Origin of the sequence: Janthinobacterium sp. GMG1 (genome assembly GCF_034427795.1) — a bacterium.
Taxonomy (GTDB): Bacteria; Pseudomonadota; Gammaproteobacteria; order Burkholderiales; family Burkholderiaceae_D; genus Janthinobacterium.
On sequence record NZ_JAXQNT010000005.1, the window covers coordinates 64,260 to 83,433 of the forward strand.

Consider the following 19,174-nt stretch of genomic DNA (forward strand, 5'->3'; position numbering starts at 1 on the left):
ACGCGGCACTGCCGAAGCACAATCTGTCTCACACCAACACAGGAGACAGCGATGCAAGAAGACCGATATCAGTACGGCGAAGACCGTCCCGGCAACCCGTCCGTGGCCTACACGGAACAGACCCAGTTGCGCGACATCCAGAAACAGCTGCCCCTGCGCGTGCTGTCCGACAGCGACTTTTTGCACTGGCAAACCTACGGTTACGTCATCGTCAAGGATGCCGTGTCGCCGGAACAGGTGCGCCGCACAACCGATTTCTTGTGGGAATTCCAGGGACTCGACCAGAACGACCCCGCCACCTGGAACCAGGACCAGTTGCGCGACCATGCGATGAAAGAACTCAACGGTTCCGGCATGGTCGAGGCCTATCACAACCAGGCCCTGTGGGATAACCGCCAGACTCAACGCGTGTACGATGCCTTTGTCGACATCTGGGACCGTCAGGATTTGTGGGTGACCATCGACCGGGCCAACCTGAACACGCCGAACAATGGCAAGCGCAAGTTTGGCGGCTTCATCCACTGGGATGCCGACACCACGCTCGACCCGCTGCCCGTCAACGTGCAGGGGGTGCTGGCCCTATCCGACACCTCGCCCGAGAGTGGCGGCTTTCAATGCTATCCGGAATTGTTCAACAACTTGCTGGCGTGGCGCAAGACCGTGCCGCTTGATCGCAACCCGTGGCAGCCGGACCTGGCGACGGTGCCGTACCCGATGGAATTCATCGCCATGAAGAAAGGGGAGTTATTGATCTTCAACAGCCTGCTGGCGCACGGCATCCGTCCGAACACGTCCACCGACCAGGTGCGTTTGGCGCAATACATTTCCTTTACGCCGGCCCAGGAAGACAATCAAACGCTGCGCGACTGGCGCGTGCAAAGCTGGCGCGAGCGCACCGCACCGCAGGGCTATGCGTTTCCCGGCGACCCCGAGGAAAAGGAAAAGCTGCGCTATCCGCAGGCGCAGTTGAGTGAACTGGGCGAGAAGATCCTCGGCGCGCGCAGTTGGTAAGTGTGGCGGCATTGCCTGCCGGATAGACAATTTCCGGTAAATGCACGATCATGGTTCGACTTGCCATCGACCGAGGAAACGCATGAGTATCATCACCTGCATCGAAGACTTGCGCGTGCTGGCCCAGAAACGGGTGCCGCGCATGTTTTACGACTACGCCGATTCCGGCTCCTGGACGGAATCGACATACCGCGCCAACAACAGCGATTTCGCCAGGATCAAATTCCGCCAGCGCGTGGCCGTCAACTTGGAAAACCGCAGCCTGGCGTCGACCATGGTGGGCCAGCACGTGTCGATGCCGGTGGCCCTGTCGCCCACGGGCTTGACGGGCATGCAGCATGCGGATGGCGAAATCCTCGCGGCCCAGGCGGCCGAGCGCTTCGGCGTGCCGTTCACCCTGTCGACCATGAGCATTTGCTCGATCGAGGACGTGGCGGCGAACACGACGAAACCGTTCTGGTTCCAGCTGTATGTGATGAAAGACCGTGAATTCATCAACCGCCTGATCGACCGCGCCAAGGCGGCCAAGTGCGGCGCGCTGGTATTGACGCTCGACTTGCAGGTGCTGGGCCAGCGCCACAAGGACTTGCGTAACGGCCTGTCGGCGCCGCCGAAACTGACGATTCCAAATATCCTCAACATGGCCACCAAGCCGCGCTGGGTGGCGGGCATGCTGGGCACGAAACGGCGCGGTTTCGGCAACATCGTCGGGCACGCCACGTCCGTGTCGGACATGTCGTCGCTGTCGGCCTGGACGCAGCAGCAGTTCGACCTGAGCCTGTCGTGGGCGGACGTGGAATGGATCAAGCAGCGCTGGGGCGGAAAACTCATCATCAAGGGCATCATGGACCCGGAAGACGCGCGCCTGGCCGTGGAAAGCGGCGCCGACGCGCTGATCGTCTCGAACCACGGCGGGCGCCAGCTCGATGGCGCGCAATCGTCGATCGAAGCCTTGCCGGCCATCGTCGACGCTGTCGGCAGCCAGATCGAAGTGCACATGGACGGCGGCATCCGCTCGGGCCAGGACGTGATCAAGGCCGTGGCGCTGGGCGCGAAAGGCGTGTACATCGGCCGCCCGTTTTTATACGGCCTGGGCGCCATGGGCGGGCCGGGCGTGACCAAATGCCTGGATATCATCCGCAACGAGCTGGACCTGACGATGGCCTTTTGCGGCTTGCGCGACTTGCAGCAGGTGGATAAAAAGATCCTGCTGCCGGGCACGTTTTAAGCGGAGGCTGGCGCCAGCTTTTCCCACGGCTCGCGGAATGTGGCCGCATCGAGCGGCCGCGCATGCGGGTCGTCGGGCTGGAACAGGCCGCCGATCAGCATATCCTGGATGGCGCCCGTGAAGCCGCCATACGCGGCGCGGCCCCACTGACGTTGGGTGCGGGCGAAGACGACGGCGTCTTGTTGCACGGCCAGTTGCGCCAGGGATAGGCGCAAGGCGGCGGCCGCATCGGGCCCCATGTCCGTGGCGATCGCGCACACCAGGCGCTGGCTGAATTGCAAGGTTTTGCCCGCCCGTCCCAGCAGCGATTCATTGGCCAGGGCGAGGAACAGATCGGGCGCCTGGTCGTCTTTTTCGCAGGTCGTCCACGATGGCGCCCAGGCTTCCAGGCTCATGAAGCGCGCTTCCGTCGTGGCCGCCGTATGCGTCCACTTGGCGTGCGATTTGCCGTTCCAGCCCAGGCGGCCAAAGGGAACCGGCTTGCCCTTGGGATTGTATTGATGGCTGCGCACGCCGGCCTTGCCCCGCGCGCTGGCTTGCGCCATGAGGCCATCGAGGCTGGCGGCAAACGGCGTCCATTGTTCCGCATCCCAGAGCGGCGCTGCATCGGGCGCGGCCAGCAGCAGGAATACCTCGTAATCACGTGAAAAAAACGCCATGCAGATTCCTTATGGTTGCAACAAGGCCGCCCGCTGGCTGGGGCGCAGCAGGTAGACGCCGTACAGGCACAAGGGCAGCACGGCCAGCAGGGCGATAGTCGGCAGGATCGATGCGCCGTCTTCGGCCGGGTTGGGCAAGGTGGCTGTCACCAGTGCGTAATCCCACAGTCCATGCACGAGCACCATGGGCCAGATGGAGCGGGTGCGCAGGCGGATGGCCGCGTAGCCGACGCCCTGCAGGGTGGCGGCCACGGCTTGCCACAAGGCGCCGCTGACGTCGCCCGTGGCCAGGCCGTTGGCGGTGTGGGCCAGGCCGAACAGCGCCGAGGACATCAGGACGGCTGGCCAGACGGCGTAGCGGTCCAGCATGCCCTGCAGCAAGATAGCGCGGAACATCAGCTCTTCCGAGATGGCCACCAGCGCCGCATTGCCAGCGACGATCAGCAGCACGCGCGGCTGCGGCCAGCCGCCGGCCCAGGCCAGCAGCAGCATCAGCAGCACATACAGCAGGGGCGGCGAGACGAGCCACACTGTTTTCCATGGCTGCGGCGCGCACAGGCCCGCTTCGCGGGGCCGGCTTGACGCCAGCAGCAGCGCCAGCGCGAACAGGGCGGCCAGCGCCCATGACAGGCCGATACGGCCGGTGACGGCTGTGCCTGGTAAGGCGTAGCCGGCGGCTTCCAGCCAGCGGCCGCCCATGCTCAAGCCCAGCCAGACGGCCAGTGCACTGAGGGTGACCGGCAAGGTGAGGGCGATTCTTTTCCTGGACATGGTCGGCCTCATGCTGCTGGCACGCTGCTGCTGACGCGGTTGCGGCCCGTGTTTTTCGACTGGTACAGCAAGGCGTCGGATTCGCGTATCAGCTCGCTGCTCTCCGTGCGCCGCTCCTGGCCCGGCTGCAGCGTGGCCGCGCCGAGGCTGACGGTCACGACGCCATTTGCGCTGGCCGCATGGGGAATCTGCAAGGCTTCCACCGCCGAGCGGATGGCTTCTGCGACTTCCAGCGCGCCTGCGGCATTGGTGCCAGGCATGATCACGGCGAACTCTTCGCCGCCGTAGCGGGCCGCCAGGTCTTCGGCCCGGCCGACGCTGCGCGCCACGGCGCCAGCAACGGCCTGCAGGCATGCGTCGCCCGCCACGTGGCCATACTGGTCGTTGAATTTCTTGAAGAAATCCACGTCGAGCATGATCAGCGATACCGCGTGCCCGCTGCGCTGGGCGCGCTTCAGTTCATGCGCCAGGGTCTCGTCGAAACAGCGGCGGTTGGCCAGTCCCGTCAAGCCGTCTTGCGACGCCCGCGCCGCGAGATCCGCGTTCGCGTGTCGTAGTTCCGTCGTGGCCTGGCGCAGGCTGGCCTCGATACGGTCGCGTACGGCAATCTGCCGCATCAGCCTGCGGAACAGGTAGAGCAGCGCCGCCCCCGCCGCCAGCGACGCCAGCACGATTTGCATGCTCAGCCGTTGCCATTCGGCAAAGATGTCTTGCTTCGACAAGCCTGCCGCCACGATGACGGGAAAGCGTTCCAGGTGGCGATAGCTGTACAGCCGCTCGATTTCGTCCACTTTGGCCGTCATCATGGCCGTGCCGACCGGCCCTTTTTCGCGGTAGGCGCGCAAGAGTGCGCCCGATGAAATATCCATGCCGATGACATCGGGCTGGAACGGCCGCCGGTAGATCAAGGTGCCGTCGTCGAGGGCAAAGAATGCCGTGCCCGTCTTGCCAAGGCTGAGGCTATCGTAGATGCGTTCGAACGAGGCGAGCCCCAGGGTGACCAGCACCACGCCGGCAAAGGAACCGTCCGCCGATTCCACCCGGCGCGACACGGGCAAGACCCATTGCCCCGTCGATTTGCTGCGCACGGGCGCGCTGATGCGGCTGCCCAGCTGCGCATGCGTCTTGTGATAGATAAAGTAGTCGCGCTCCGCGTTGTTGCCGTCCTGCCTGGTGCCGGACGAGGTGGCGAGCCAATCGCCCTCGCTGTCAAAAATGAAGACGCCGGCAATTTCCACGATATTCCTGGACAGTTGCACCAGATGGGATTCCAGCCGCTCGCCGGTCGCGTCATTATTGCCTTCGTTGCGGACGTGTTCGGCAATATCTTCCAGCATCGCATCGGCGATTTCCAGTTCCATGTAGGCTTGCGTCGCCAGGGCGCGCGCCATGTTTTCCGTCGCCGCGCTCGCTTCGCGCAGGCGGACCGCATGCGAAGACCAGACGATCCAGATGGTCATGCCAAGCAGCATGGCGCACATGCAGAAGAAGCCGATGCTGGCCCAGACGATCACTGGCCGCTTGTGCTTGCTCAAGACCTCGGGCTGCGCCGTGGCATCGATAACTGGTGCGTCCTTTACTGCGTGCATAGGCGAATCATGAAGTTGTATCAATGATATGGTGAAAAATATTGCCATAGTACATTAAAAGCAGCGCCACAAAATTGCCACATCGTTATAGTTGCATGGAATAATAAGTATCGTTCTTGAACCATCGATTGGAGTTGCATGGCTTATACCAAAACCATCACCACTGAGCGGCTGATCCTGCGCAAGCCGCAAGCATCGGATGAGGCGGCGCAATTCGCCATGCACTCCGATCCCGAAGTGATGCGCTATTTCAGCGAACCGCCCTGGGAGGATGCCAGCCGCGCCGCGCGCCAGATTGCCGAGGATATCGCCGCTTTCGAGAAAGAGGAATTCTTCCGCTTCGCCGTCGAGCTGAAGGCGACGGGCGAATACCTGGGCAGCTGCAGCCTGTTTTCCGAGCACCGCCAGAACCGCCGGGCCGAGATCGGCTACGCGCTGGGCCGTCCGTACTGGGGCAAGGGCTATATGCACGAAGCGCTGTCGGCACTGCTGGAATACGCGTTCATCGAGCGCGACCTGAACCGCCTGGAAGCCGATATCGACCCGCTCAACGCCGGTTCGGCCAGCGCGCTCGAACGCCAGGGTTTCAACAAGGAAGGTTTTCTGCCAGAGCGCTGGATCGTCGGCGGCCACGTCAGCGACTCGGCCCTGTACGGCTTGCTGCGCCGCGAGTGGGAAGCGCGGCGCAAGGGCGCTGCGTGAGTCAGCAGGAAGTCGAAGCGTTCGAGCGCTGGCTGGGCCACGCCTTGCCGGCGCACTACCTGCGCTTTCTCCAGGACGGGCAAGCAGGCATGCGCGGTGAGCAGGTAGTGCTGTATGGCGTGGAAAGCTTGCGGGAACGCAATGAAACGTATGAGACGCAGCAATTTTGCCCCGGCTACATGACCATTGGCGATGACAGCGGCGGCCGTGCCGTCATGCTGGCGCTCGATGGCGCTGAGCGCGCTGTCTACCTGGTGGGGCATGGCTCGATGCAGCGCGACGATTTCGAGCTGGCCGCCGATGATTTCGCCACCTGGCTGGCCGCCGATTGCCCGCTCGCCTGAGGAAGATGCAAAGCAATGAACGTTGTTGATTTACCCGCTTCTGACCATCCACTGGTGACCTTGCGCCACCTGGAGCGTAGCGACGCGCCCGCCTGGTATGCCTACCTGGCCGACCCTGCTGTCGTGGAACACACGAGCTGGAACTTGCGTTGCGTCGACGACCTGCAGGCCAATTTCGATGACTATGCGTCGTCTCATCCATCGTCGTCCATCCGCCTGGCCGTCGTGCTGCGCGAGGGTGGCCAACTGGTGGGCACGATCGGTTTCAATGCGATTTCCCCGCAGCATCGCACGGCGGAAATCGCCTATGACCTGGCGCCCGCCGTCTGGGGGCAGGGCGTGGCCACGTCCCTCGCCGCGTCGGTCGTGGACTGGGGCTTCCAGCACCTTGGCTTTCTGCGCATTCAGGCGACCGTGCTGGAAAGCAATGAACGTTCGATGCGCGTGCTGGAACGCTGCGCTTTCGAGCGGGAAGGCTATCTGCGCTGCTATCGGCAAATTCGCGGAAAATCCGGCAATTTCTGGCTATACGCACGCATCGCCGGCGTGTCATGAGCAAGCTTGCCTTGAGCATCCTGCTGGTGGAAGACCACCTGGCCATCGCGCGCCAGGTGCTCGACTTCCTCGACGGCCTGGGCTGGCAGACGGACCATGCGGGCACGGGCGCGCTGGCAGTGCAGCTGGCCACGCGCAACAGCTATGACGTGGTGCTGCTGGACCTGAACCTGCCTGACATGGATGGCTTGCAAGTGTGCCGCGCCATCAAGGCGGCTGCGCCCAGCAATGTGCCGATTTTGATGCTGACGGCGCGCGATGCGTATGAAGACAAGGCACGCGGTTTTCGCGACGGCGCCGACGACTATTTGACCAAGCCGTTCGACTTGCGCGAAGTGGCCTTGCGCTGCGAAGCGCTGGCGCGCCGGCAGCAGTTGCACGTGCACCAGGAAATGCGCGTGGGTCCCTTTACCTTGCAGACGCGCGAAGGGCGCGCGCTGGTCGGCGACGTGCCGCTGCAACTGACGCAGACGGGTTTTAAAATCTTGCTGCTGCTGTGCCGCGAGCATCCGCACGCCGTCTCGCGCTCGGCCTTGCTGCAACAGTTATGGGGCAGCCAGCCGCCCGACAGCGACGCCCTGAAATCGCATATCTACACGCTGCGCAAGCAACTGGAGTTGGTTGGCGGGGCTGGCGCGGCGGGTGTGCTGGTGACCATACCGCAGCTGGGCTACCGTCTTGTCTTCGATGCGGCGGCCAGCGATGGTTAAGTCGATCCGGCAGCGTCTGTTCGCCGCCCTGGCCGGCTTCGCTGTATTGCTGTGCCTGTGCTACACGGGCCTGGCGCTGGTGATCGCCTACGTGACGGAAGACATGCTGGTGCAGCGCCTGCTCGAGCGCGAAGCGGCGGCCGTCGGCATGCGCTGGCAGCAGCACGGCAAGCTTACGCCGTCTGGCAGCGACCTCATCACGGTTTATGGCAGCTACCTTGACTTGCCTCAAACGGTGCGAGACCACGTGCCACCGTCGGCCCCGCGCGGCGAAGTGTTTACCACGACGGGCCAGCATTATCATGTGCTGGCGCTCGAAATGGTTGCCGGCGGCAAGCCCCAGCGCAGCTATCTGCTGGCCGACGTGGCGTCCGTGCTGGTCGTCTCGCGCCTGACGCGGGAAGTGGGCAGTGTCGTCGCTGGCGTTGCCTTGGCGCTGATCGCCCTGGCCTTGCTGCTCGCGTACTGGCTGGCACGGCGCCTCGTGCTGCCCTTGCAGCGCCTGGCGCAGGAAGCGCGCCAGCTGGCACCCGGCAGCGCCGTGCATTTCAGCGAGCGCGACCGCCCAGACGAAATCGGTTTCCTGGCGCGCCGCCTGGAGACCACCTTTGCCGAACTGCAGGCGGTGTTGCAGCGCGAACAGGCATTCACCCGCGACGTCAGCCATGAATTGCGCACGCCGCTGACCTTGATGCACAACACCCTGGCACTGGCCCATGCGCAGCCCCTGGGCGGGCGCGAACAGGCCCAGCTGCAGCAATCCACGGACGAAATGCGCGCCACCATCGACGTGCTGTTCGCGTTGGCACGGGCCGAGCAACTGCCCGGCGAAATGGTGGAATTGCGCGGCTGCATCGAGCAATGCCTGTTGCGCCTGCTCGACGACCATCCCTGGGATACCAGCCTGCTGAGCCTGGACTTGCCCGAGCGGCTGGAAGTGGTTGGTAACCCGCAACTGGTCATGTTGCTCATTAATAATTGCCTGGCGAATGTGCTGTTCCATGGCGGCCCCGATTGCCGCATCAGCATTGCGTTTGTGCAAGGTTGCCTGAGCATCGACAATACCGTGCAGCCGGGACAGCCTCGGCGCGTCCACGGCTTCGCGCATGGCCAGAACCTGCTGCTGCGCCTGGCACAAGCGATGCACTGGGACATCGTTTTCCAGTCCGGCGTGACGCGCTACCGTGTCGCCATCGTTCCTGCTCCGGCGCAATAAAGTCAGCGGATTTCACCGCGATTTCACCTGCCCCTGCTTATGCTGGCTGCTCTTTTACTTGAAGGGAAGCCCATGAAAATCGCCATCAGCCTGTTGCTCCTGTCCTGCCTGTCCGCGCCCGTGCTGGCCCAGGTGCAATCGTTGCAGCACAAGGAAGACAAGCGCCGCTACATCGTCTACACGCCGCCGTCTTACCAAAGCCAGCCGCAGCAAGCCTTTCCCGTCGTCTTCAATTTCCATGGCGGCGGCATGAGCATGGCGGAACAAATGCTGTACACGCAGATGAACAGGACGGCCGAGCGGCACCAGTTCATCGTTGTGTATCCGCAAGGCATCAAGCAGGACTGGAACGTGGGCTTCGGCATGGATTACCTGGCGGGCACGGACGACGTCGGTTTTACGCAAGCGATATTGAGTAAACTCAAGCAGGATTACCGCATCGATGACAAGCGCGTGTATGCGACGGGCTTGTCGCGCGGCGGTTTCTTTGCCCTGCGCCTGGCGGCCGAGCTGCCGCAGCAATTCGCCGCCGTCGCCTCGGTGGGCGCGCCCATGCCGGAACCCGTGGTGCAGCATCACCAGAAAACGGACAAGGTCGGCATGCTGTTAATACAGGGCACGGCCGACAAGGTCGTGCTGCATGAAGGCAAGGCCGCCAGCTACCTGTCGGCCCAAGGCACCTTCGATTACTGGCGCAAGCACAACGGCATCGAAGGCGCCACGCCGCAGCCGCGCCTGATGCCTGGTCCTGCTGGCGACACTACGCAAGTGAACTGGCTGGAGCAGGGGAGTGGTGCTGGCAGCGCCAGCGTGGCCTTGATCAGTGTCAAGGACGGCGGCCACACGTGGCCGGGCGCCGATGCCTTCAATATCGGCCTGCCCATCGGCAAGACCACGCGCGCCATCGATGCGAATGAGGTGATGTGGGCGTTTTTCAGCCGCCATCGGCGTTGACGCCATGCTAGGATGGCGGCGCATGGCGTAACCATCAGGCAACAGGAAAGGCAGGCACAGTGGGATTATCAACAGCAGGTATCGCGGCCATGGCCGAGGCAATCTTCGCCAAGCCCGGCGCGGCCGTGGCAGAAGTGTATTCGGAGGCGGAACGGGAAACGCTGCATTTCCACTCGCCTGCCGAGCTGTGCGCGTATGCGGCCAGGCTGGAAGCGGAAGGGGCCAGCGACGTGCTCCTGGCCGTGCATTACCCGGACATGGCCGGGCACTTTGCCCCGCGCCGTATCGCCCTCGACCTGGCCCAGTGCGGTGGCCTCACGTATCGTTACGTCTGCGAAGGCTGGGGCGTCATCCGCGTGTACCTGCGTTTGTCCAGCGGCAAGGGGCTGGACTCGCATGTGAGCGTCAATTCGCAGAAGCGCGCGGAAAAATGGCAGCGCCATTACCCGGAATTCGGCCCGACCGACGCCTGGGATTGGGCCGCCGTGGGCCGCCATGAACGCCGGCTGATCCGTGTGCTGAAGAAGGTTGCCGCACAGGAGGGTTTGTCATGACGGACGCGATGCACATCAACCCCGCCGCCATCTTTTGCCGTTCCCTGGCGCAGCTTTCCGCCATGCTCGACAAGACGGGCACAGCGCCGCAACTGCTGGCGGCGCGTTTGCATCCGGACATGCTGCCATTCGCCCAGCAAGTGCGCGCGGCCGTGAGCTTTTCCCTGCGCGGCTGCTGCCCGCTGGCGGGGCTGGACGTGGCCGATTTCAGCGCTGCCGCCAGCTTGCAGGAGCAGATCGCGCACACCATGCGCTACCTCAAGGACATTCCCGTGGAGCGTTTTGACGGGCCGCCCGGGCGCATCTGCCGCGACCGGGCCGGTTTTGCCGACATTGCGCTGCCGGCCGATGAATACTTGAATTTGTATATTTTGCCGAATTTCTATTTTCACTTCAGCATGGCGTATGCGATTGCCCGCAGCCAGGGAGCCGCCATCGGCAAGGGCGATTTCGACGGCTATCACGCTTATGCGCCGGGATTTAGCTTTGAGCGGTCTGCCGCGCCGTAGTTCCTACAAGCCCGCTTCTTTCCATGAGGACAAACCGAGCCGCTTCAACAGCCGGCCCGACAGCCCGCAGCTCCAGCAGCTGATCTGGATTTGCTGCTGCCGCGCCTGGTCCGCATGCCAGGCTTGCCCGGCATAATCGAGCAGGGCGTCGCTGAGCGGGGAGGCGTCGGCTGTCGCAGGCAAGCGCGACATCAGTTCGAACACGCCGTAGTTGGCCTCCTTGATTTCCAGCAAACCGGCCAGCAGGGCGCGCAGCACGGCGCCGTCGATGGAACTGCACGCTTGTGTGTAGCGCTGCTGCCAGCTCAGGCCGCGCTGCTGCCACAGTTGCAGCAGCGCCGGCACGTCGGCTGTCCGTAGCTGCCCGATCAGCTCGTCCGCCTCGTGAAACAGGTCGAGGCGGTCGTATTCATCGTCGTCGCTGCACAGCAGTTCATCGAGTTCGTGCAATACGCTCATGCCACCACGTTCGTGGGCGCGCCCCGCTCGAATGCTTCCACGTTGCCGATCAGGATGTCCGCCAGTTTTTGCATGGCTTCGCCGCTGGCCCAGGCCGTGTGCGGCGTGAGGATGAAGTTGGGCAGGCGCAAATTCAACAGCGGGTTGTCGGGCAGCGGCGGCTCCTTCGATAGCACGTCGAAACCGGCGCCGGCGATCACGCCACGCGTCAATGCATCGGCCAGCGCCGCTTCATCGACGAGGCCGCCCCGCGCCGTGTTGATCAACAGCGATGTCGGCTGCATGCGCGCCAGTTCCTTTGCTCCGATGATGTTGCGCGTGGTGTCCGTCAAGGGCAGGTGCAGGCTGAGCACGTCGGAAGTGGCCAGCAAGTCCTCGAAGCTCACTTGCGTCACGCCGTCCTCATCGATAGGTGAACGGTTATGGACTTGCACCTGCATGCCGAAGGCGCGCCCCAGCTGGGCCACGGACTTGCCTAGCGCGCCGTAGCCGAGCAGGCCCAAACGGCTGCCGGCCAGGTCACGGATCGGGTGGCCGAACAGGCAGAAGCGTTCCGACGCCTGCCACAGGCCCGCTTCCACGTCTGCGCGGTAAGCCACCAGCTGGCGGCGCAGGGCCAGCATCAGGGCCAGCGTGTGTTCGGGCACGGTGGCGCGCGCATAGTCGCGGATATTCGCCACGACGATGCCCCGTTCGCGGCAGGCGGCCAGGTCGACAATATCCGTGCCGGTGGCGGCCACGGCGATCATTTTCAGGTCCGGCAATTGCGCCAGCTCGGCCGCGCGCAGCGGCACCTTGTTCGTGATGGCGATGCTGGCGCCTTGCAGGCGAGCCACTGTCTGTTCGCTGCCCCTGGTGTGCGCAAACTCTTCCCATCTGTGCTCGAAGGCGGGCGGGCGCACGCTGGCGATCAGGCTGTCGCGGTCGAGAAAGACGATGCGGTGCGGGTGCGGCGATGTGCTTGCTGCTGTCATGGCTGGGCCTCGGTCAGTGTGGCGCGCGCGCTCGCGGGACTGCTCTTGCCCTTGAGCTGCGTGGCCGGGTGGTTGGTAAACATGTCGGCGACCCATTCCACAAACACGCGCACCTTGGCGGACAGATGGCGGTTGGGCGGATAGATCACGTGGATGGGCAGCGGGTCGGATTCCCATTCGCCAAGCAATTCCACCATTTTGCCCTGTTCTATCAGCGGCGCAAGCATGAAATGCGTCATTTGCACGATGCCCAGGCCCGCCAGGCCAGCGGCCGTGTAGGCATTCGAGTCGTTCAGGGCGATATGGCTGGGCATGGCAACCTGGATGCGTTCGCCGGCGCGCGTGAAATCCCAGTCAAACGTTTTGCCGGTCTTGGCGGAGAAAAAATTCACGCCGCGGTGGCGCGGCAGGTCGTCCGGGTGCAGCGGCGTGCCGTGGTGCGCCAGGTAGCCGGGCGACGCGCACGTCATGAAGTGCAGCACGCCGACCCGGCGCGCGATCAGGTTCAGGTCGCCCAATTCGCCGCCGCGCACGGCGCAGTCGACGCCTTCCTCGATCAGGTCGACGGGGCGGTCGCTGCAACCGAGTTCCAGCGAGATATCGGGGTAGCGGGTAAAGAAGTCGGGCAGGGCAGGGATGATCAGTTCGCTGGCCAGGGCCGTGGGCGCATCCACGCGCAGGCGTCCGCTGGGGCTCAGGCGCGTGCGCGACAGCGATTCCTCGGCCTCGCGCACGTCAGACAGGATGCGCACGCAGCGTTCGTAATAGGCGGCGCCATCGGACGTGATGCTGACATGGCGCGTGGTGCGATTGAGCAATTTAACCGACAGGCTCGCTTCCAGCGACTGGATCAGGGTCGACACGGTGGCTTTCGGCAGCTGCATGTTTTCCGCCGCGCGCGTAAAGCCGCCCGCATCGACGACTTGGATGAAAACTTCCATGGCTTGCAGCTTGTTCACTTGAATTCCTATCACTTTATTCATGATTATTCAGAATCCTGAACAATCAATTCGTCATTGCACTCTTTATCAGATTGTAGATCAAGTCTATAGTTGTTGTACTGCAGCATAAATGTGATTGCCGCAGGAAGTTCACAGGAGAAATATCATGGGTCATCGGAATGGAAACTTTGCAGTATTCGCCCTCGTGGCGAGTGTACTGGCTTTGGCCGCGATGGTATCGACGGATGCGTATTCACTGGCGGCGCAAAGCGAAGCCAGCGGGTATAGCGCCCTGACCCATGAAGTCGGCGGCGTCGCCTTGTTGTGCCTGAACGACACGGTGCTCGATGTTGCGGTGCAGCCGGTGGTGGCGCAATGAGCTTTGCCGACACCGCGGCCGAGCTGGCTCCTGGCCAGGCGCTGAAGATACGCGACATCGAGGTGCAGGGCGCGCAGGATGCGCTCGCCGCGCGCGTCTACACGGCGGGCGTGCCCGGTGCCAGGCAATCGAGCCTGATCGTCTTCTTCCATGGCGGCGGCTTTGTCGACGGCGACCTGGACGATGCGGACGACTTCCTGCGCTGCCTCGTGCTGAGCAACCCCGACCATGTGGTGCTGGCCGCGAACTACACCTTGGCGAAGGTGCGTCCATTCCCCGCCGCCGTGGAAGACGCGCATGCCGTGCTGTTGTGGGCGAAAAAGAACAAGTCCAAGCTGGGCTGGACGGGCAAGCAGATGGTGGTGTCGGGCATCGAAGCGGGCGCCAACCTGGCCGCCGTGTGCGCCATGATGTCGCGCGACCGGGGCGGACCGCCCCTCGCGGGCCAGGTGCTGATCATGCCCATGCTCGATCCCGGCCTGTCGACCTGCTCGATGCGCCACTTGCCGAGCTGTCCCGACCTGGCGGAAGTGGCGGACCAGTGCGCCGCCGCCTACCGTGGTTACCTGCCGAATGCCGCTGACCGTACCCATCCGTACGCGTCGCCATTGCAGTCGAGCCGCCTGAAGAATCTGCCGCCAGCCTTGATATTGTCCAGCGAAGACGACCCATTGCGCGACGAGGCTGAACAATACGGCAGCAAACTGATCGCCTGCGGCATCAAGACCACTGTGCGGCGCATGGCCGCCGCGCCGCTGCAAGACGCGACCGCCCGTAATGAGTGCGCCTGCAAGGTGCAGGTATTGAGCGAAATCGCCAGCTTTGTCGCTGGACTGGGGCAGGAGCCCGAGTCATAAAGCCGCCGTGCGCGGCGCAGCAAATAAATTACACTAATCAGTTTACTTTTTGAGTTTCGGTTGCTACACTATGCAGTGTAGTTCCCATCTTGCCTGAGTTGTGCGTTCGCACAGCCAGCTTTGTCGTCCCCGTCCGCTTTTAAGCAGCTGGCGGCCTGTTTACCTTTGATCGAGCGCCGTCGGGCGCCATGGCACCACCATTCACTTTTTCAGTTGGGTTGCTTCCTGCCGCCCATACCATTAGAAATTTTCATAAAACAGGGAAATAAAATGAAAAACGTTCAACAATTTTCCACTCTGCTGAAGCCCCTGGCTGCCTCGCTCGCGCTGGCAGGACTGGTGGCCGTGAGCCTGGCCGGCTGCGATTCGGCCAACAGCAAGGTGCCCGACGCGCCAGCAGCCGGCGGCCCGCCCATCTCGGCCGCCGCCGTCATTGAAAAACAGATCACGGAAACGCAGGAATTTTCGGGCCGCCTGGAAGCGATCGAGCGCGTGGAAATCCGCTCGCGTGTGGGTGGCTTCATCACCGCCGTCAACTTCAAGCCGGGCAGCGAAGTGAAGAAGGGCGATGTGCTGTTCGTCATCGATCCGCGCCCATTCCAGGCTGAAGTGTCGCGCGCCGAAGGCACGGCTGCCTCGGCCCGCGCCAAGGCGGAACTGGCCAAGCTGGAACTGTCGCGCGCTGAAAAGCTGCTGGCCGAAAAAGCCATCGCCCAGCGCGAATTCGACGAAAAAGCGTCGGGCTTGAAAGAGCTGGACGCGAATGCACGCTCGGCGCAAGCCGCGTATGAAGCGGCCAAACTGAACCTGTCGTACACGCAGGTGCAGGCGCCGATCAGCGGCCGTGTCAGCAAGGCGGAAATCACCGTCGGCAATCTGATCGACGCTTCCGCCATCCTGACCTCGGTGGTGTCGACGGACCGCATCTACGCCAGCTTCGACGGCGATGAAGATACCTATCTGCGCGTGGCCGGCACGGCGCAAAAGGGCACGCCCGTCACCGTCAAGGTCGGCCTGGCCAACGAAACCGGCTTCCCGCACGAAGGCAAGCTGGAATTCGTCGACAACCAGCTCGATCCGGCCACGGGCAGCGTGCGCATGCGCGCCACCTTCGCCAACGCCGAGCGCCAGCTGGTGCCGGGCCTGTTCGCGCGCATCCAGCTCGACGGCGGCAATGGCCCGCAGGCGCAAAGCACGGCGCTGTTGATCAGCGACCGCGCCGTCGGCACGGATCAGAGCCGCAAATACGTCTACGTGGTGGGCGCTGACAACAAGGCCGAATACCGCGCCGTCAAGCTGGGCCCGACCTCGGACGGCTTGCGCGTGGTGCGCGAAGGCTTGAAGGCGGGCGAGAAGATCGTCGTCAACGGCTTGCAGCGCGTGCGCCCCGGCGCGCCCGTGACGCCGCAGATGGTGGCCATGGATTTCGATCCGACCGCGCCTGTCGCCCCCGCGAAACCTGAAGTAAAAGACGCCAAGATCGCCGCGAAAGCAGCATCGACTTCCAAGGAATAAACATGAACTTTTCCCGCTTTTTCATCGACAAGCCGATTTTCGCGGCGGTGCTGTCGATCGTCATATTCGTGGCCGGGCTGCTGTCGATTTTCGGCCTGCCCATCTCCGAATATCCCGACGTCGTGCCGCCATCCGTGGTGGTGCGCGCGCAGTACCCGGGCGCCAACCCGAAAGTGATCGCCGAAACCGTGGCCGCGCCGCTCGAAGAGCAGATCAACGGCGTCGAGAACATGCTCTACATGTCCTCGCAAAACACGTCCGATGGCGCGATGATGCTGACCGTGACCTTCAAGATCGGCACCAACGTCGAGCAGGCTGAAACGCAGGTGCAGAACCGCGTGCAGCGCGCCTTGCCGCGCCTGCCCGAGGAAGTGCGCCAGATCGGCGTGACGACCGTCAAGTCCTCGCCCAACCTGACCATGGTGGTGCACCTGGTTTCGCCAAACAAGCGCTATGACGATATGTACCTGCGTAACTACGCGGTGCTGAACGTCAAGGATCAACTGGCCCGCTTGCCTGGCATGGGCGACATCCAGATATTCGGCGCCGGCGACTACGCCATGCGCATCTGGCTCGATCCGCAAAAGGTAGCGGCGCGCGGCATGACGGCCAATGATGTCGTCGACGCGATCCGCGAGCAGAACGTGCAGGTGGCCGCCGGCGTGATCGGCGCCTCGCCAGCGAAGAACTCGGACTTCCAGCTGACCGTCAACACCCAGGGTCGTCTGCAGACGCCCGAGGAGTTTGGCGCCATCATCGTGCGCACGAATGCCGACGGCGCCGTGACGCACCTGAAGGACGTGGCGCGCGTGGAAATGGGCGCCAACAGCTACTCGCTGCGTTCGCTGCTGAACAATAATCCTGCCGTCGGCATGGGTATTTTCGAAGCGCCGAATGCCAACGCGCTGCAACTGTCTTCCGACGTGCGCTCCAAGATGGACGAACTGAAAAAAGACTTCCCGCAAGGCGTGGAATACCGCATCGAGTACGACCCCACGCAGTTCGTGCGTTCGTCCATCGAAGCCGTGATCCATACCCTGCTCGAAGCCATCGCCCTGGTGGTGCTGGTGGTGATCATCTTCCTGCAAACCTGGCGCGCCTCGATCATTCCGCTGCTGGCCGTTCCCGTCTCCATCGTCGGCACCTTTGCAGTGATGCTGGGCTTTGGCTTTTCGATCAACACCTTGTCGCTGTTCGGCCTCGTGCTGGCCATCGGTATCGTCGTCGATGACGCCATCGTGGTGGTGGAAAACGTCGAGCGCAATATCGAGGAAGGCTTGTCGCCGCGCGACGCCACCATCCAGGCCATGAAAGAGGTCAGCGGTCCTATCGTCGCCATCGCCCTGGTGCTGTGCGCCGTGTTCGTGCCGATCGCCTTCGTGCCCGGCCTGTCGGGCGAGTTCTATCGCCAGTTCGCACTGACCATCGCCATTTCGACCGTGATCTCCGCTTTCAGCTCGCTGACCCTGGCGCCAGCCCTGTCGGCCGCGCTGTTGAAACCGCACGATGCGCCGAAAGACGCGCTGACGCGCGGCATGGACATGGTCTTCGGCCGCTTCTTCGCCTGGTTCAACCGTTTCTTCGGCCGCGCTTCGCACCGCTATGAAGCTGGCGTAAAAGGCGTGCTGGGCCGCAAGAGCGCCTCGCTGGGCGTGTATGCGCTGCTGGTCGTTGCCGCCATCTTCACCTTCAAGTCCGTGCCGGCCGGTTTCGTGCCAGCGCAGGACAAGCAATACCTGGTGGGCTTTGCGCAATTGCCTGACGCCGCCTCGCTGGACCGCACGGAAGATGTCGTGCGCCGCATGTCCGACGTCATCAAGTCGGTGCCCGGCGTCGAATCGACCATCGCCTTCCCCGGCCTGTCGATCAACGATTTCACCAATGCGCCGAATGCCGGTATCGTGTTCGCCACGCTGAAGCCGTTCGACGAGCGCACCACCAAGGAATTGTCGGGCGGCGCCATCGCGGCCGAGATCAACAAGCGCCTGGGCGGTATCCAGGACGCCTTCATCATGGTCTTCCCGCCACCGCCGGTCAACGGCCTCGGTACCATCGGCGGCTTCAAGATGATGATCGAAGACCGTGGCAACCTCGGTTACGACGCGCTGTACAACGCCACCCAGGCACTGGCCGCGAAAGCGTACCAGACGCCGGAACTGGCAGGCGTGTTCTCGGGCTACCAGATCAACGTGCCGCAGCTCTTCGCCGACGTCGACCGCGTGAAAGCCAAGCAGATGGGCGTGCAGCTGCAAACGATTTACCAGACCTTGCAGATCAACCTCGGTTCGCTGTACGTGAATGACTTCAATCAGTTTGGCCGCACCTACCAGGTGCGCGTGCAAGCCGATGCGGCTTTCCGTTCGCATGCCCAGGATATCGCGCAGCTGAAGGTGCGCAATGACAAGGGCGAGATGATTCCGCTGTCGTCGTTGATGCGCGTCAAGGACAGCTATGGTCCTGACCGCGTGCAGCGCTACAACGCGTATGCCGCAGCCGACTTCAATGGCGGCGCCGCACCTGGCGTCTCGAGCGGCCAGGCGCAAGCCGCGCTGGAACGCATCGCCAAGGAAGTGCTGCCGCAGGGGATTGCGTATGAATGGACGGAGCTGACCTACCAGGACATTTTGTCTGGCAATACGATGATCTATGTCTTCCCGCTGTGCGTGCTGCTGGTATTCCTGGTGCTGGCCGCCCAGTACGAAAGCTGGACCCTGCCGCTGGCGGTGATCCTGATCGTGCCGATGTCGATCCTGTGCGCCTTGTTGGGCGTCAAATTGACCGGTGGCGACAACAACGTGTTTACCCAGATCGCGCTGTTCGTGCTGGTGGGGCTGGCGTCGAAGAATGCGATCCTGATCGTGGAATTTGCCCGTGAACTGGAAGAGCATGGCCGCACCGTCGTGCAAGCGGCGCTGGAAGCGTGCCGTCTGCGTCTGCGTCCGATTCTGATGACGTCGATCGCCTTCATCATGGGCGTGGTGCCCCTCGTGTTCTCGCACGGCGCCGGTTCGGAAATGCGCCATGCGATGGGCGTGGCGGTGTTCGCCGGCATGCTGGGCGTGACCTTCTTCGGCCTGTTCCTGACGCCCGTGTTCTACGTACTGCTGCGCACCCTGGCGCAGCGTTTTGAGAAAAAACCAGCCGCCGCTGCCGCCAAGCCTGTCGCCGCGCCAGCGCTGGACCTGGAAGGAGATATATATTGAAAACCAAGGAAATCATCTGGCGCGTCAAGCCCGTGCTGACCGCC

General features: G+C 63.2%; 20 protein-coding genes. 14 read left to right on the plus strand and 6 right to left on the minus strand.

The genetic code is table 11. From position 1 onward, the window contains the following. Positions 1-51: 51 nt before the first annotated feature. The gene (locus SJI03_RS15125; protein ID WP_322427725.1) at positions 52-1,011 is read left to right on the plus strand and encodes a phytanoyl-CoA dioxygenase family protein; all 960 of its coding nucleotides are present in this window, start codon (positions 52-54) and stop codon (positions 1,009-1,011) included. A gap of 82 nt (positions 1,012-1,093) precedes the next feature. After that, positions 1,094-2,239: an alpha-hydroxy acid oxidase gene (locus tag SJI03_RS15130; RefSeq protein ID WP_099378689.1), complete on the plus strand. Its 1,146-nt coding sequence runs from the start codon at positions 1,094-1,096 to the stop codon at positions 2,237-2,239. On the opposite strand, the gene SJI03_RS15135 is transcribed toward SJI03_RS15130, so the two are convergent. Genes SJI03_RS15135 through SJI03_RS15145 form a run of 3 tightly spaced genes read right to left on the minus strand, consistent with a single transcriptional unit; the run spans position 2,236 to position 5,258 of the window. After that, entirely contained in the window at positions 2,236-2,898 is a 663-nt protein-coding gene (locus SJI03_RS15135) for a hypothetical protein (RefSeq protein ID WP_322427726.1), read from the minus strand. The two genes, SJI03_RS15130 and SJI03_RS15135, sit on opposite strands and share 4 nt — an antisense overlap. Positions 2,899-2,907: 9 nt before the next feature. After that, complete coding sequence (locus SJI03_RS15140) at positions 2,908-3,669, minus strand: CPBP family intramembrane glutamic endopeptidase (RefSeq protein ID WP_322427727.1); 762 nt, start codon at positions 3,667-3,669, stop codon at positions 2,908-2,910. Between the two features lie 8 nt (positions 3,670-3,677). Then, the gene (locus SJI03_RS15145; protein ID WP_322427728.1) at positions 3,678-5,258 is read right to left on the minus strand and encodes a sensor domain-containing diguanylate cyclase; all 1,581 of its coding nucleotides are present in this window, start codon (positions 5,256-5,258) and stop codon (positions 3,678-3,680) included. Positions 5,259-5,396: 138 nt separating this feature from the next. Between SJI03_RS15145 and SJI03_RS15150 the strand changes: the two genes are divergently transcribed. From SJI03_RS15150 to SJI03_RS15185, 8 genes are all read left to right on the plus strand, one after another. Continuing rightward, on the plus strand, positions 5,397-5,960 hold the full coding sequence (locus SJI03_RS15150) for a GNAT family N-acetyltransferase (protein ID WP_322427729.1): 564 nt from the start codon (positions 5,397-5,399) through the stop codon (positions 5,958-5,960). Continuing rightward, positions 5,957-6,304: an SMI1/KNR4 family protein gene (locus tag SJI03_RS15155; RefSeq protein WP_322427730.1), complete on the plus strand. Its 348-nt coding sequence runs from the start codon at positions 5,957-5,959 to the stop codon at positions 6,302-6,304. The genes SJI03_RS15150 and SJI03_RS15155 overlap by 4 nt, the downstream gene beginning before the upstream one ends. Positions 6,305-6,319: 15 nt before the next feature. Continuing rightward, a complete protein-coding gene (locus SJI03_RS15160) occupies positions 6,320-6,859 on the plus strand; it encodes a GNAT family N-acetyltransferase (RefSeq protein ID WP_322427731.1) in 540 nt (179 codons plus the stop codon). After that, on the plus strand, positions 6,856-7,569 hold the full coding sequence (locus SJI03_RS15165; RefSeq protein WP_322427732.1) for a response regulator transcription factor: 714 nt from the start codon (positions 6,856-6,858) through the stop codon (positions 7,567-7,569). The genes SJI03_RS15160 and SJI03_RS15165 overlap by 4 nt, the downstream gene beginning before the upstream one ends. After that, on the plus strand, positions 7,562-8,785 hold the full coding sequence (locus SJI03_RS15170) for a HAMP domain-containing sensor histidine kinase (protein WP_322427733.1): 1,224 nt from the start codon (positions 7,562-7,564) through the stop codon (positions 8,783-8,785). Before SJI03_RS15165 ends, SJI03_RS15170 begins: the two co-directional genes overlap by 8 nt. Before the next feature lie 72 nt (positions 8,786-8,857). Continuing rightward, positions 8,858-9,739, plus strand: coding sequence for an alpha/beta hydrolase family esterase (locus SJI03_RS15175; RefSeq protein ID WP_322427734.1), 882 nt, complete (start codon positions 8,858-8,860; stop codon positions 9,737-9,739). An 89-nt stretch (positions 9,740-9,828) separates the two neighbouring features. Continuing rightward, positions 9,829-10,293, plus strand: coding sequence for a hypothetical protein (locus SJI03_RS15180; protein ID WP_322427735.1), 465 nt, complete (start codon positions 9,829-9,831; stop codon positions 10,291-10,293). Beyond that, positions 10,290-10,802, plus strand: coding sequence for a DUF1993 domain-containing protein (locus SJI03_RS15185; RefSeq protein WP_322427736.1), 513 nt, complete (start codon positions 10,290-10,292; stop codon positions 10,800-10,802). The genes SJI03_RS15180 and SJI03_RS15185 overlap by 4 nt, the downstream gene beginning before the upstream one ends. A 3-nt stretch (positions 10,803-10,805) precedes the next feature. Here SJI03_RS15185 and SJI03_RS15190 read toward each other — a convergent pair whose 3' ends face one another. From SJI03_RS15190 to SJI03_RS15200, 3 genes are read right to left on the minus strand one after another with little or no spacing between them, the layout of a single operon-like run. After that, positions 10,806-11,261, minus strand: a complete 456-nt coding sequence (locus SJI03_RS15190; RefSeq protein WP_322427737.1) for a hypothetical protein — start codon at positions 11,259-11,261, stop codon at positions 10,806-10,808. Continuing rightward, positions 11,258-12,235, minus strand: coding sequence for a D-2-hydroxyacid dehydrogenase (locus SJI03_RS15195; RefSeq protein ID WP_322427738.1), 978 nt, complete (start codon positions 12,233-12,235; stop codon positions 11,258-11,260). Before SJI03_RS15195 ends, SJI03_RS15190 begins: the two co-directional genes overlap by 4 nt. After that, the gene (locus SJI03_RS15200; RefSeq protein WP_322427739.1) at positions 12,232-13,194 is read right to left on the minus strand and encodes a LysR family transcriptional regulator; all 963 of its coding nucleotides are present in this window, start codon (positions 13,192-13,194) and stop codon (positions 12,232-12,234) included. The genes SJI03_RS15195 and SJI03_RS15200 overlap by 4 nt, the downstream gene beginning before the upstream one ends. 148 nt (positions 13,195-13,342) lie before the next feature. On the opposite strand from SJI03_RS15200, the gene SJI03_RS15205 reads away from it, so the two are divergent. From SJI03_RS15205 to SJI03_RS15220, 4 genes are all read left to right on the plus strand, one after another. After that, complete coding sequence (locus SJI03_RS15205; protein WP_158301236.1) at positions 13,343-13,555, plus strand: hypothetical protein; 213 nt, start codon at positions 13,343-13,345, stop codon at positions 13,553-13,555. Beyond that, complete coding sequence (locus SJI03_RS15210) at positions 13,552-14,412, plus strand: alpha/beta hydrolase (RefSeq protein WP_099378703.1); 861 nt, start codon at positions 13,552-13,554, stop codon at positions 14,410-14,412. The genes SJI03_RS15205 and SJI03_RS15210 overlap by 4 nt, the downstream gene beginning before the upstream one ends. Before the next feature lie 270 nt (positions 14,413-14,682). Next, on the plus strand, positions 14,683-15,927 hold the full coding sequence (locus SJI03_RS15215) for an efflux RND transporter periplasmic adaptor subunit (protein ID WP_322427740.1): 1,245 nt from the start codon (positions 14,683-14,685) through the stop codon (positions 15,925-15,927). Positions 15,928-15,929: 2 nt separating this feature from the next. Beyond that, a complete protein-coding gene (locus tag SJI03_RS15220) occupies positions 15,930-19,130 on the plus strand; it encodes an efflux RND transporter permease subunit (protein WP_322427741.1) in 3,201 nt (1,066 codons plus the stop codon). The last annotated feature ends 44 nt before the right edge of the window (positions 19,131-19,174 follow it).

Excerpts from the sequence above, each read along its gene's own strand:
- SJI03_RS15125 (WP_322427725.1), top strand. The coding sequence starts at position 52 with ATGCAAGAAGACCGATATCAGTACGGCGAAGACCGTCCCGGCAACCCG.
- SJI03_RS15130 (WP_099378689.1), top strand. The coding sequence starts at position 1,094 with ATGAGTATCATCACCTGCATCGAAGACTTGCGCGTGCTGGCCCAGAAA.
- SJI03_RS15135 (WP_322427726.1), bottom strand. The coding sequence starts at position 2,898 with ATGGCGTTTTTTTCACGTGATTACGAGGTATTCCTGCTGCTGGCCGCG.
- SJI03_RS15140 (WP_322427727.1), bottom strand. The coding sequence starts at position 3,669 with ATGTCCAGGAAAAGAATCGCCCTCACCTTGCCGGTCACCCTCAGTGCA.
- SJI03_RS15145 (WP_322427728.1), bottom strand. The coding sequence starts at position 5,258 with ATGCACGCAGTAAAGGACGCACCAGTTATCGATGCCACGGCGCAGCCC.
- SJI03_RS15150 (WP_322427729.1), top strand. The coding sequence starts at position 5,397 with ATGGCTTATACCAAAACCATCACCACTGAGCGGCTGATCCTGCGCAAG.
- SJI03_RS15160 (WP_322427731.1), top strand. The coding sequence starts at position 6,320 with ATGAACGTTGTTGATTTACCCGCTTCTGACCATCCACTGGTGACCTTG.
- SJI03_RS15165 (WP_322427732.1), top strand. The coding sequence starts at position 6,856 with ATGAGCAAGCTTGCCTTGAGCATCCTGCTGGTGGAAGACCACCTGGCC.
- SJI03_RS15170 (WP_322427733.1), top strand. The coding sequence starts at position 7,562 with ATGGTTAAGTCGATCCGGCAGCGTCTGTTCGCCGCCCTGGCCGGCTTC.
- SJI03_RS15175 (WP_322427734.1), top strand. The coding sequence starts at position 8,858 with ATGAAAATCGCCATCAGCCTGTTGCTCCTGTCCTGCCTGTCCGCGCCC.
- SJI03_RS15180 (WP_322427735.1), top strand. The coding sequence starts at position 9,829 with ATGGCCGAGGCAATCTTCGCCAAGCCCGGCGCGGCCGTGGCAGAAGTG.
- SJI03_RS15185 (WP_322427736.1), top strand. The coding sequence starts at position 10,290 with ATGACGGACGCGATGCACATCAACCCCGCCGCCATCTTTTGCCGTTCC.
- SJI03_RS15190 (WP_322427737.1), bottom strand. The coding sequence starts at position 11,261 with ATGAGCGTATTGCACGAACTCGATGAACTGCTGTGCAGCGACGACGAT.
- SJI03_RS15195 (WP_322427738.1), bottom strand. The coding sequence starts at position 12,235 with ATGACAGCAGCAAGCACATCGCCGCACCCGCACCGCATCGTCTTTCTC.
- SJI03_RS15205 (WP_158301236.1), top strand. The coding sequence starts at position 13,343 with ATGGGTCATCGGAATGGAAACTTTGCAGTATTCGCCCTCGTGGCGAGT.
- SJI03_RS15210 (WP_099378703.1), top strand. The coding sequence starts at position 13,552 with ATGAGCTTTGCCGACACCGCGGCCGAGCTGGCTCCTGGCCAGGCGCTG.
- SJI03_RS15215 (WP_322427740.1), top strand. The coding sequence starts at position 14,683 with ATGAAAAACGTTCAACAATTTTCCACTCTGCTGAAGCCCCTGGCTGCC.
- SJI03_RS15220 (WP_322427741.1), top strand. The coding sequence starts at position 15,930 with ATGAACTTTTCCCGCTTTTTCATCGACAAGCCGATTTTCGCGGCGGTG.